The organism is Ruegeria atlantica (genome assembly GCF_013033965.1).
GTDB lineage: Bacteria > Pseudomonadota > Alphaproteobacteria > Rhodobacterales > Rhodobacteraceae > Ruegeria > Ruegeria atlantica_D.
In genome coordinates this window covers 176,961-189,353 of record NZ_WQFE01000009.1, presented here as the reverse complement: position 1 = coordinate 189,353, position 12,393 = coordinate 176,961, and the positions used below count along the sequence as shown (strand labels likewise).

Below are 12,393 nucleotides of genomic sequence, written 5' to 3'. Positions count from 1 at the left end.
ATCAGTCGGCGAAAAAGAATTCGTCGGGGCGATGAATGCCAAAATGTGCGCCGGGCTCCCATGCCCACATGCCCTGCTCGGGGACATTGCGTAGCCGGTTGGACACGACGATTGGTTGAGGTGCGCCGTTCAGAATTCCGATCGCGTAAAGCTGATCTGCGTGGATGTTCAGCATTTCTGACCAGATGGCCGCGCGTTCTTCGACAGTGGTGGCAACCTCCCAATCATGGGCCAGTTGCATCAGACGCTCAGCCTCTGGCATGTCAGGGGCTTCTCCAACGTCACCGCCGGTCTGGTAAAACTGCCCCCACTTGGGCCAGGCCAGAAACACCTGATCCGTTGGCGCCAGATACGCAGGCGAGGTGTGGGCTTGCGGGATACCGTCATCCCAGCCGAACCATACAGAGGCCATTGTATTGCCTGCAAACACACGGTTGCGCAGAATGTCCCGGTCCAAGGGGCGCATTACAAGATCCACGCCGATCTCGCGCCATGTATCCGTGACGATCTGAAGCGCGTTTTCAACCTCTTGCCGCTCTCCGGCGGTTTCGATGATCAACTCCATCGGGCGGCCATCGGGTAGCAGGCGTATTCCATTTTTGTCGCGTTCGGTCAGGCCTGCTTCGTCCAGAAGGGCGTTGGCCATCTCAACGTCATATTGGGCCCAAGCCTGCGCGTTTTCCTCGTCATAAAATGGCGACGCGGGCAAAACGGACATCGCACCGGGATGGGCCAATTTGAAATAGAGCGCCTGATTGATGGTTTTACGGTCAATGGCCAGCGATAGCGCCCGCCGAACACGAACATCGCGTAGAACCTCGCGCCAGACCTCATCCGAAAAGTTCAGGTTCGGATAGATCGCGATTTGCGATGCGACACCTGTCTTCCACAGCAGCGTTTTGTAATTTCCGCCTGCTTCGCCCTTTTTCAGGATGGATGCATCGCGGAACGCCAGACCGCGCCCCTGCAGGTCAGTTTCGCCAGCATTCGCTTTGGCGGCGACCAGCCCGGGCGCTACGATCTCCATCTCGACGATGTCGATATAGGGCAACTGGACACCATTGGAATCGATGCGGTGATAATACGGGTTACGCACAAAGTTGTGGCGGATCTTCTTGCCCGAACTTGCATTCAACCAAGGCTGCAACGTCGGCAATTCGTGGTTGTCGAACTTGTAAAGGTTATCCAGCTTGTTGTGCAGCGCGGCCCAGCTTTTGACCCGCGCGTCTTCCACCTGAAATGCCAAATCTTCGGCGTCTGCGAATTTCTCGTGATACTGTTTGAGGAATTCGGACGGCCGGTAGATGAACGGCGGGCGTGCTTGCGCAAGCGACTGCAGAAAGTCAGGGTTGGGGTCTTCCCACTCAAAGATAACGGTTGTCTCGTCGGGGAAGGTCACGGTTGGCGTTTTGCCCTCGACAATCAGGAAATCAGGTGGGCCTGACGGGCTGAGCAATTCGTTGTTGGCAACGTCTTCCCACCAATACCGGAAGTCTTCCGAGGTGAACGGCGATCCGTCAGACCACTTGTGCCCATCCCGCAGGTGCAGGGTGAATTTCCGGTTGCCTTCATTTTCATAGGAATCCAGCAGATCGGGTACGATTTCGTAGTTTTCGTTGAACCCAACCAATCGCGCATAGCCGTATACAACCATCTGGCGGATGTCTTTTGACCGGGTCACCATGGTGCGAAGCGTGCCACCGGGGGTTCCGAACTCACGGCCTTTGGCGGTCAGATCAACTACCAGGGGTTCGGCTGGCAGGCGTTCAGCGACCGGCGGTAGGTTCCCGGCGCTGACCTCGTCCTTCCAGAATTCGCTTTCCTGAGGGGTTGGTGTCCCTGCCGTGGCGGGCAGGATCCAGGTGGCGGCCAATGTGGCTGCCAGAATGAGCGGGCGAGTGGTTTTAAACATGGCATCGTACCTTATGGCCGGGCTCCATCTCTACCAACGAAGGTACCACGGAGTCCGTAAATCGGAAGGTGTCATCCCAACTGTCTGGTGAACCTGCGCCCAACGCAACCAGTTTCAGGTCGATGGGCCGGTTGATGTCGGGTTCGGGTTGGGCGGCAATCAGCGCCTTGGTGTAGGGATGTCGGGGGTTGTAAAACAACGTCTCGGGCGGGGCCTGTTCGACGACAAGCCCTCGGCGCATCACAGCGACTTCGTCGGCAATGCGCGCCACGACTGCAAGATCGTGAGAGATAAACAGGTAAGACAGGTTCAATCTGTCCTGCAGGTTTTCCAGCAAGGTCAGGATCTGTTCCTGGACCGATACATCCAGGGCCGAGGTCGGCTCGTCACAGACAATCAATTGCGGATCCAGCATCATTGCGCGTGCAATCGACAGGCGTTGCCGCTGTCCGCCGGAAAAGGCGTGGGGATATCGTTTCAGCATATCCCCGTTCAGTCCCACCCGTTGCAGCATCTCGACCGCTTTGTCCCTCTGTTCCGAGGTCGAACCGATTGAGTGAATTTCCAACGGTTCGGTCAGCGCGTCCTGAATGCGCATCCGAGGACTAAGCGAGCTGTAGGGGTCCTGAAACACCATCTGTGCCTTGCGCTGAAACGCTGTGCGTTGCGCGCGGGTCATATGATGTACGGTGATCGGGTCTTCGTTCGGCGCGGTGCGAAACAGAACCTCGCCACCCGGATCGGGCAGTTCAGCGCCAAGGGCGATCCGCGCAGCCGTCGTTTTGCCCGAGCCACTTTCACCAACGATTGCCAGCGTTTTGCCGCGGGCCAGATTCAGGTCTACGCCACGGCAGGCGTGGATCAGCTTGTCGTCTTTCCAGCCTTTGCTGGACCTCATTGTATAGGTTTTGGAGACCCCTTTCATTTGAAGAATGAGGTCTTCGTCCGGCATCGGCAGGCCCACCGATTCCTCGTCGGGGATCGCAGGTGCGGCGTTGAACAGTTGTTGCGTATAGGGGTGCGCCGGTGCGCTCAGGATCGGAGCGGCCGCCCCGGCCTCCATCACGCGGCCCTTGTGCATAACAACGACCTGTTCCGCCATGTTCGCAACAACCCCAAGGTCGTGCGTCACAAGGATCAGGGCCATGCCCGTCTCGCGTTGCAATTCCTTGATCAGCCCAAGTACCTGAGCTTGTGTCGTCACGTCCAACGCGGTTGTCGGCTCATCTGCGATCAGCAATTCAGGTTTGGACACCATGGCCATCGCAATCATGGCGCGCTGACGCATGCCGCCGGACAATTCGAACGGGTAAGAATCATATGCGCGCTGCGGGTCGGGAAAGCCGACGCGTTCGAATTGAGTCAGGACCTCTTTGCGGGCCTGTGCCTCGGACGCGCCGCGATGCAGCCACAATACCTCGCTGACCTGATTGCCGATCTTGTGCAGCGGGGAAAGTGAACGCATCGGTTCCTGAAAAATCATCGAAACACGATTGCCGCGAATGTCGCGCATCTGGCGTTCGCTGATTTTGGTCAGTTCTTCGAAACCCTTTGAATCATTCAGAGTAATCGTACCGCTTCGGATCTGCGCGGCCCGCGGCAGAATGCGCAATGCCGCCCGGCACGAGATGGTTTTGCCTGACCCGGATTCCCCGACCAGAGCTAGTGTCTGCCCGGCTTCGACATCAAAGTTGACTTCCTTGACAACTGGGTCGCCCGCACCAAAGCCGATGCTGAGGTCTCTGACGGACAACAACGCAGTCATGCGGGTTTTCCACCCGTTCGTCCGTGGTTCGACATCGGTGTTTTCAACTCCCTGTGTTTTTTGACGCAGTCTCGCGCGGTTGGGCCTGTGTAGTCAAACCCGTTCTTGGGCCGAATTGTCGCGAAAATGTGAAACTTAGACCAATTTACCTACACAAATCCTTGAGGATTTGTCATCACATGCGGTGTCGGCCCCAAATCATGTGCTGACTGATATCAAGGAGAGATTTCCCCGTGCCAGACAACCAAAGCCGCCTGGATCTGTTCATCGACCGCATGGTGTCCCAAAGAGCCTGTCTGGATTTTGCCATTGCTCAAACCAAAGGCATGCCTGGGCCGGTGTTCGAACTGGGGTTGGGCAATGGGCGTACCTATCATCACATGGTTCAGTATATCTCTGATCGCCCTGTGTATGTGTTCGAGCGCGCCGTGGCGTCGCATCCAGATTCCACGCCGCCTGACGATCGGGTGATTTTGGGGGACGTCAGGGAAACTTTGCCAGCCTCGCTGGATCGGTTCGGGGCCACGGCCAGCCTGATCCACGCGGATCTGGGCGGGCATAACCGCAAAAAGAACGACGACTTCGCCAGATTTGTCTCACCGTTGATAGAACCTCTGCTGGCCGAGGGCGGTTTGATGGTATCCAGCGACCGGATGTATTTCGATACCCTGACCGAGGTTCCCCTTCCTGACGGGGCCGTCGAGGGGCGCTGTTTCATCTACCGCCGCTGACCTGGAAGGGAACCTCGATGCTTTTCTATGATTGTTCCACGGCCCCCAACCCACGCCGGGCGCGCATGTTCATTGGGGAAAAGGGCTTGGAAATCGAAACCCGAGAAGTTTCGATCGGCAAGGGGGAGCAACTCGGCGACGACTTTCGCGCCGTAAACCCGAATGCGACCATTCCTGTGTTGGTGACCGACGAGGGGATCGCGTTGACCGAGAACCTGGGGATCGCTGCGTATCTTGAGGCGCGGTTTCCCGAACCACCACTGATGGGGCGCACCCCTGATGAAAAGGGGCAGGTTCTGATGTGGAACAGTATTGTTGAACAGCAGGGCGGCATGCCTATTGCCGAGGCATTGCGTAACACGCACCCAGCTTTTGCCGACCGGGCGATTCCGGGTCCGGTGAACTATGCGCAGATCCCCGAATTGGCGCAACGTGGATCAGCGCGGGTTTCCCATTTCTTTTCGTTGCTTGAACAGCGTCTGGTCGAAAGCACATTTGTTGCAGGTTCGGAATTCACCTTGGCTGACATCTCCACCTTTGTGTTTGTAGATTTTGCGCGCGTGATCAAGAAGCAGATTCCGCAAGAGAACACGGCCACCTTGGCATGGTTTGACAAGGTCGCATCACGCCCCAGCGCGCAACTTTAAGAACTGTCGCCCGTAACCGTTTCTTGGTGCGGGTAGAACTGTACAGAAATGTCTAGACAGAAGTGAACAGTGCCTCTAGCGTTCTCCCCGAGTCATGCAGGGGAGCGCAGGATGAAATCTCAGTATCGCGTTGTGGTCATCGGGGGCGGCGTCGTGGGTGCCTCGGTTCTGTATCATCTGGCCAAGTTTGGCTGGTCGGATGTGGTCATGCTGGAACGACGGCGGTTGGCTTCGGGTTCATCCTGGCATGCTGCGGGTGGCATTCACGCGCTGAACGCCGATCCGAACATGGCATCCCTGCAGGCCTATACGATCGATCTGCTCAGCGAGATTGAAAAGGAATCCGGCCAGAACATCGGTCTGCATATGACCGGTGGTCTGACACTGGCGGGCACGCCGGAACGGTGGGAGTGGCTTCAGGCGAACTACCGCATCTTTCAGTCTATCGGCATTGATGACTGCGAATTGTTATCTCCGGAAGAGGCGCAAAGGCGGTGCCCGATCATGTCCACCGACGGCGTGCTGGGTGCCATGTGGGCGGACCGTGAGGGGTATATCGACACCACCGGCACGGTTCAGGCCTATGCGACAGCCGCGAAAAAGCGTGGCGCGGAGTACTACGAAGAAACCAAGGTCGAGGAGCTGATCCAGATCGACGATGGCTGGCAGGTTGTTACCGATAGGGGCACGATCACTTGCGAACACGTGGTTAATGCCGCCGGCCTTTGGGCCAAGCAAGTAGGGCGCATGGCCGGGGTGGAGCTGCCGGTGTCTCCTCTGAAACACCACTACCTGATCACCGATACAGTTCCCGAGGTCGCTGAAGCCGAATTCGAGATGCCTATGACCGTAGACCTCGAAGGGTTCACCTATATGCGGCAGGATCAGAAAGGCGTTCTGGTCGGTATCTATGAGGTCGATCACGAACACTGGGCCATGGACGGCGCACCGTGGAACTACGGTGAGGAACTGTTTCAGGAGCAGCTCGACAGGATCGAGAACGAGCTGACACTGGGCTTTGAACGTTATCCGTCAATCCAGAATGTGGGTATCAAGACATGGGTAAACGGTGCCTTCACCTTTGCGCCCGACGGTAACCCGCTGGTCGGCCCGGTACCGGGCAAGCGCGGCTATTGGTCGGCCTGCGCGGTTATGGCAGGCTTTCTGCAGGGCGGAGGCGTCGGCAAAACGCTGGCTGAATGGATGATCCATGGCGAGCCCGAGGCGGATGCCTGGCCAATGGACGTGGCGCGCTTTGGTGATTTTGCGCAGAACAAACGGTATATCCGTGAAACCACGGGCCAGTTTTATTCCCGCCGCTTTGTAATGACCTACCCGAACGAGCAACTGCCCGCGGGGCGGCCGCTAAAGATGGCCCCAGCGCATGACGCGATGACCGAGGCCGGGTGCAAATGGGGCGTCAGCTGGGATCTGGAGGTGCCGCTCTATTTCGCACCGAAAGGGTTCGAGGAAACGCCGACGCTCAAACGCTCGAACGCGCATGACATCGTGGCTGAGGAATGCAGGGTGATCCGCGAAGGCGTGGGCCTGTTGGATATCTCAGGTTTTTCGCGGTTCGAGGTCAGTGGCTCGAATGCTGAGATTTGGCTGGACAAAGTCATGGCCTCAAAACTGCCCGCGCCCGGTCGGGCGAAGCTGGCGCCGATGCTGGGTGAGAACGGGCGGCTCAAAGGGGACCTCACGGTGCTCAACTGGGGCGATGGCACATGGTGGATCATGGGCAGCTATTACCTGCGGGCATGGCACATGCGCTGGTTCGACGATCACATGATCGACGGTGTCAATGTACGTGATCTGGGTGAGGAATACTGCGGGTTTGCTGTCGTTGGTCCTAAATCTCAGGCCGTGATCGAAAAACTGGCCGAACAGGACATATCGAGCCTGAAATTCATGGGCTGCGGCGATTTTGATATTGGACTTGTCCGCGCGCGCGTCGCTCGGATGTCCGTGACAGGCGAGAAAGGGTACGAGATCAACTGCCGCTACGGAGACCACATCAAACTACGCCGCATTCTGCTTGAGGCAGGAGCGGACGAGGGCATTCGCGAATGCGGCTTCAACGCCATGTTGTCGACGCGGTTGGAAAAGAGTTTTGGCATCTGGTCGGCAGAGTTCACGCAGCTCTACACTCCGGGCATGACCGGCATGGATCGCTGGATCGATTGGGACAAGGACTTTATTGGCAAGGATGCCGCGGTCGCAGAACGCGATGGCAACGGACCCGCTCAAATTCAGGTGACACTGGAGGTGGATGCCGTCGACGCGGATGCCAGCGGATATGAACCTGTTTGGGCAGGAGAAGAACGCGTCGGATTTGTGACATCAGGCGGGTATGGCCACTACACAGGCAAGTCGCTGGCGATGGCGCTGGTCAATCGCGATAAGGCCGAACCTGGAACAGGACTATCTGTGCATGTGGTAGGCGTTGAACGCCCGGCGCGCGTTGTCGCCCCATCGCCATACGACCCGCAAGGCAAGGCGATGCGGGGCTGATCATGATCGGGCAAACATCCGAACGAGGAAGGCGGCGGCGCGGACGAGGTGCCGAAACTGCGCCTGCGCCCAGTCGGGACGTGAACTACCGCCAGCTAAAAAACCCTTTTCCTGTGATGGAGGTTTTTCCGGCGGATCAGATCGCCGAGATGCATGAAACCGCGCTACGTACCCTGCAGGAGCTTGGGATCAAATGCCTGCTGCCCGAAGCGCGGCGCATCTTTGCGAAGGCGGGCGCGCATGTGGATGAAGACACCGAAATGGTTTTCATCGGGCGCGATATTGTCGAGGCAGCAGTTGCCTCTGCTCCCAAAGCGATTTCTTGCCGTGCCGGCGCGCGGCATCGGGATTTCACGCTTGAACTCGGATCATTGGTGTTCCAGCCTGGGGCAGGGGCTCCGAACGCAACGGATCTGGAACGTGGGCGCCGCCCCGCGACTGGTCAAGACTATCTGGAGTTCCTAAAGCTCACGCATCACTTCGATGTGTTCCAGATGATTTCGCCTCAGGTCGAGCCGCAGGATGTGCCAACGAACCTGCGCCATTACTTCACGACGCAGGCGCAAATGGAACTGACCGACAAGTTCCCGTTCTTCTTCTCACGCGGGACGCCGCAGGTGATGGATTGTTTTGAGATGCTGTCGACCGCGCGGGGTCTGTCCGATGAAGAGTTTCAGGCGGGCGCGCATTGCTACACGATCATCAACACGAACAGCCCGCGCACGTTGGATATCCCGATGGCTCAGGGGCTGATTGATTTCGCACGCAATGGTCAGATGGCGATCATCACGCCGTTCACTTTGATGGGCGCGATGGCCCCGATCACCGTGGCCGGAGCGATTACGCTGTCGCATGCCGAGGCCTTGGCGGCGCTGACGCTGACTCAGTTGACCAAGCCGGGCGCGCCGGTTTGCTACGGCACGTTCACCAGCAATGTGGACATGAAATCGGGCGCACCTGCATTTGGTACGCCGTCACACTTCCAGGCCTCGCTGGCCGCAGGCCAGTTGGCACGGCATCTGTGCCTACCTTGGCGGTCCGCCGCAGGGTCGGCGTCGAATACAAACGATGTGCAGGCAGCCAATGAAAACCAGTTCGGGCTTTGGGGTTGTCTGATGGCAGGGGCGACGGTGATTATTCACTCGGCCGGTTGGTTGGAGGGCGGCTTGACCGTTTCTTTCGAGAAGATGATCTGCGACGCCGAGGTTTTGAACATGGTCGCCGAGCTGTGCGCGGGGACGCAGGCAGGCACGGCCGAGATCGGTTTCGACACCGCCCTCAGCGAGGTTGAACCCAGCGGACACTTTTTTGCTTCATCCCAGACTATGGCGCGGTACAACACCGAATTCTACGAACCGCATTTGCACGACTACGCCAATTTCGGAACCTGGACGGAACGCGGATCGGTGGATGCCAATCATCGTGCGACCGCGGTTTGGAAGGGTATTCTGAACGACTTTAAGCCTCCTCCAGGTGACAGCGACCGAATGGGTGCCTTGCACGAGTTTATTGCGCGCCGTACCTCTGAAGGCGGCGCCCCGCCGGAGAGTTAGATGAGTACCAAACCCATCCTGCATCGGGATGACCCCGAAGCCGAACCATTGGTTGGCAACATCAAAGTCACGCGTGACGATTGGCTGAACGTGGCTATGGATGTTTTGATCTCGGACGGTGTGGATCAGATCAAGGTCATGAACCTGGCTGAACGGATGGCCGTGTCGCGGTCGTCCTTCTATTGGTACTTCAAATCCCGGCAGGAGCTTTTGGACGCGTTGATGGCGCGGTGGCAGGCGACAAACACAGCTGCTTTGGTCGCGCAGGCCGAGGCTCCGGCAAATACTATCACCGCGGCGGTCTGCAATGTGCATCGCTGTGTGGTGAACACCGAATTGTTTGATACCGCGCTGGATTTTGCTGTGCGCGACTGGGCTCGTAAGTCAGGAAAAGTGCGCCGTGCGCTGGATCAGTCGGATGCACGCCGGTTGGCGGCCCTACACGACATGTTTGCGCGCTATGGCTATTCCGAGGTCGAGGCCGAAACGCGCGCCCGCGTGCTGTACTACATGCAGATCGGTTATGATCTGGCCCAATTGAACGAGCCAATGCCCACGCGGATCGCAATGGTTCCGCATTACCTTTACGTCTTCACCGGGGTTGAGCCCAAGCCCGAGGAAGTCGAAGAATTCAGCGCCTACTCAATGCGCTATTGGAAGGGAGAAGCCTCATGAGTCAACCTGACGCAATCATCATCGGAACAGGTGTGATCGGCGCGGCCATTGCCTTTGAAATGGCCAAGGCGGGCTGGAAAACCCTGTCGCTGGACCGAAACAGTCAGGTTGGCCACGGATCAACCGCCGGGTCATGTGCCATTATCCGCATGCATTATTCGACCTTCGACGGAACCGCCTTCGCGTGGGAAGGGTACCACTATTGGCGCGATTGGGCCGACTACCTTGGCTTGCCCGAAGGTGCCAATCTGGCGCAATTCCGCGAAACCGGCTGTCTGGTGATGAAGACCGACGCGAACGGTATGCTGGAAAAGCATATGAAGAACAGCACCGATCTGGATTGCCCGTTTGAAGATTGGTCAGCCGATAAAGTCAGTGAGCGCCTGCCAATCTACTCGCAAGACAGTTTTGCGCCAGCGCGCCGTATGGATGACCCGGAGTTCGGACAGCCCAACGGGCGCAAGATGCAGGGCGGTGTCTTCTGGCCGCAGGCCGGATACGTCACTGATCCTGCCTTGTCAGCGCAAAACCTGATGGATGCCGCCAAACAGCACGGTGCCGAGGTTCGCACCGGGGCCGAGGTTGTCGAAATACTGTCTTCCGAAGGGCGTGTTTCGGGAGTGAAACTGGCGTCGGGTGAGGAAATCCACGCGAAGGTTGTTGTAAACGTCGCAGGCCCCGGTTCAGCAATCATCAACAAGATGGCCGATGTTCTGGATGACATGACCATCGAGACCCGCCCCCTGCGGCAGGAAGTGGTGCACGTGCCCGCGCCCGAAGGGTTCGATTTTGAAAATGACGGCACGATTGTCTCGGACAGCGATATCGCCTGCTACTGTCGCCCCGAACATGGCAATCACATTCTGGTCGGCTCGGAAGATCCCGAATGTGATCCGCATCAGTGGTGCGAGGATGATGTGCACTATAACCATGACTTCACTGACCAGTGGACAACGCAGGCCATGCGATATGCGCAGCGTGTGCCCAGCCTTGGCATTCCATCCAAGACACGCGGCGTTGTGGATCTGTACGACGCATCGACCGACTGGATCCCGATCTATGACAAATCCAGCCTGCCGGGGTTCTACATGGCCTGCGGGACCAGCGGGAACCAGTACAAGAATGCTCCGATCGCGGGTAAAATGATGACGGCGTTGATAGAGTATTGCGAGGGCGGCGCGGATCACGATGCGCAACCGCTGCAGTACAAGCTTCCCTACATCGGGCGGAACATTGATGTCGGGTTCTACTCGCGCAAGCGTCCGATAAACGAAGAAAGCAGTTTTTCGGTATTGGGGTAGTTTAAGAAAAAAATCGCTCTATCCTTCCTGAGAACCGAAAAAATGTAGGACCCAGGATGGCCGAGCCGACGCATCGCGTTCTGATACTTGGAAGTGCTCCGGCCGCTCTGACGGCGCGGGATTGGCCGCGTGAGCCTTTTACCCACATCGTTGCCATTAACAACGCCTGGCGCGTCCGTGCCGACTGGGATGTCCTTATCCACCCCGAGGATTTTCCCGTAGGCAACCGCCCGGACAATCTTTCCTGCGGCCAACGCATCGTCGAAGCGGATGAATACGTTCCGCTTCAAAACAAATTTGGTGGCTTTGTTTATGCTGGCGGCACCATGGCGTTTACAGCCGGGTACTGGGCTTTGGCCTCGCTTCAACCGGCCGTACTAGCCTTTTTCGGCTGTGACATGATTTACCCGAATTGCGGCCAGACTCATTTTTATGGCAAGGGCGCCGCCGACCCTTTGCGCGCGGATGTCACGTTGCGGTCGCTTGAGGCGAAATCCGCCCGGTTGGCGCTGTTTGGGGCCACACAAAACTGCCACGTGGTGCGGCTGTCGCGGGGCAAAAGCCGGCTGGTATTTCCCTCAGTGACGTCTGACAATCTCAAATCTGCCAGGCTACCTTCGACAAAGGGTATGCAAGCGGCGCTAAAGGCCGAGGCTAGATTGAACTACATTGTTCCATCGGGTCGTTACTGGAAGGAGGAAGACCGGTTCGACCTCACTAATATCGACCGTCTGGATCGTATGTGGCTGGACGCGTATTGCCCTAAAACCTTGGAAAACGTCGCCTGAGTCAATTGCCGATCAGGTCGCGAACGCAACCCAGGCCCAGACCATGGCAATGTAGGTCAGGTTGTGCAGGCACTGATCCAGACCGGCAGCACGCCAAAACGCGGCTTGCGTCGGCATCAGTTGCTTTTTGTCCGAATAGCTGGCCTTGGCGAAATCAATATTGAAATGAACAATCCATTCCAGCGCAGCAATGATCAAAATGAACGACCACGGCGCGCCAAATAGCAAAAAGACAATCACTGATCCGACGACATGCACACCGGCATGCTGCGCACGGCCCAGGTGAAAATACTCACCTCGCCCTGCCAACATTTTCGGAGTCTGTAGAAAAAAGTCCGCAAACATATGTTTGATCTGCAATAAGCAGAGCATCAATAGCACTGCGCCTAAACTGGCAGTCAAATGACTCCTCCCAATATCGTCCCAAAGCAGACTCTAGGCACTAATTTGTGGTTGCGCAAATGAACTTGTTCACACTCGGCAGTTAACTGATCAAATTGGAAACTA

10 protein-coding genes are annotated in these 12,393 nt (G+C 57.4%); 7 read left to right on the top strand and 3 right to left on the bottom strand.

Going from position 1 to position 12,393, the window contains the following annotated elements; genetic code table 11:
• Position 1: 1 nt before the first annotated feature.
• Both GOW16_RS16400 and GOW16_RS16395 read right to left on the bottom strand, forming a co-directional pair.
• The gene (locus GOW16_RS16400) at positions 2-1,912 is read right to left on the bottom strand and encodes an ABC transporter substrate-binding protein (protein ID WP_170416943.1); all 1,911 of its coding nucleotides are present in this window, start codon (positions 1,910-1,912) and stop codon (positions 2-4) included.
• Positions 1,905-3,677 carry an ABC transporter ATP-binding protein gene (locus tag GOW16_RS16395; protein WP_170416942.1) on the bottom strand — a complete coding sequence of 591 codons (1,773 nt, stop codon included), beginning with the start codon at positions 3,675-3,677 and terminating at the stop codon, positions 1,905-1,907. The genes GOW16_RS16400 and GOW16_RS16395 overlap by 8 nt, the downstream gene beginning before the upstream one ends.
• 233 nt (positions 3,678-3,910) lie before the next feature.
• Here GOW16_RS16395 and GOW16_RS16390 point away from each other — a divergent pair, with 233 nt between their 5' ends.
• From GOW16_RS16390 to GOW16_RS16360, 7 genes are all read left to right on the top strand, one after another.
• On the top strand, positions 3,911-4,408 hold the full coding sequence (locus tag GOW16_RS16390) for a class I SAM-dependent methyltransferase (protein WP_170416940.1): 498 nt from the start codon (positions 3,911-3,913) through the stop codon (positions 4,406-4,408).
• Between the two features lie 17 nt (positions 4,409-4,425).
• Positions 4,426-5,055 carry a glutathione S-transferase family protein gene (locus tag GOW16_RS16385; RefSeq protein WP_170416938.1) on the top strand — a complete coding sequence of 210 codons (630 nt, stop codon included), beginning with the start codon at positions 4,426-4,428 and terminating at the stop codon, positions 5,053-5,055.
• Positions 5,056-5,166: 111 nt separating this feature from the next.
• Positions 5,167-7,569 carry a GcvT family protein gene (locus GOW16_RS16380; RefSeq protein WP_170416936.1) on the top strand — a complete coding sequence of 801 codons (2,403 nt, stop codon included), beginning with the start codon at positions 5,167-5,169 and terminating at the stop codon, positions 7,567-7,569.
• Between the two features lie 2 nt (positions 7,570-7,571).
• Positions 7,572-9,122 (top strand): trimethylamine methyltransferase family protein, encoded by a 1,551-nt coding sequence (locus GOW16_RS16375; RefSeq protein WP_170416934.1) that lies wholly within the window; start codon positions 7,572-7,574, stop codon positions 9,120-9,122.
• Positions 9,123-9,797: a TetR/AcrR family transcriptional regulator gene (locus GOW16_RS16370; protein ID WP_170416931.1), complete on the top strand. Its 675-nt coding sequence runs from the start codon at positions 9,123-9,125 to the stop codon at positions 9,795-9,797.
• Positions 9,794-11,098, top strand: coding sequence for an NAD(P)/FAD-dependent oxidoreductase (locus GOW16_RS16365; protein WP_170416928.1), 1,305 nt, complete (start codon positions 9,794-9,796; stop codon positions 11,096-11,098). The genes GOW16_RS16370 and GOW16_RS16365 overlap by 4 nt, the downstream gene beginning before the upstream one ends.
• Before the next feature lie 56 nt (positions 11,099-11,154).
• Positions 11,155-11,886 carry a hypothetical protein gene (locus GOW16_RS16360; protein ID WP_170416927.1) on the top strand — a complete coding sequence of 244 codons (732 nt, stop codon included), beginning with the start codon at positions 11,155-11,157 and terminating at the stop codon, positions 11,884-11,886.
• 12 nt (positions 11,887-11,898) lie between these two features.
• On the opposite strand, the gene GOW16_RS16355 is transcribed toward GOW16_RS16360, so the two are convergent.
• Entirely contained in the window at positions 11,899-12,258 is a 360-nt protein-coding gene (locus GOW16_RS16355) for a DUF3307 domain-containing protein (protein WP_438826273.1), read from the bottom strand.
• Positions 12,259-12,393: the final 135 nt, after the last annotated feature.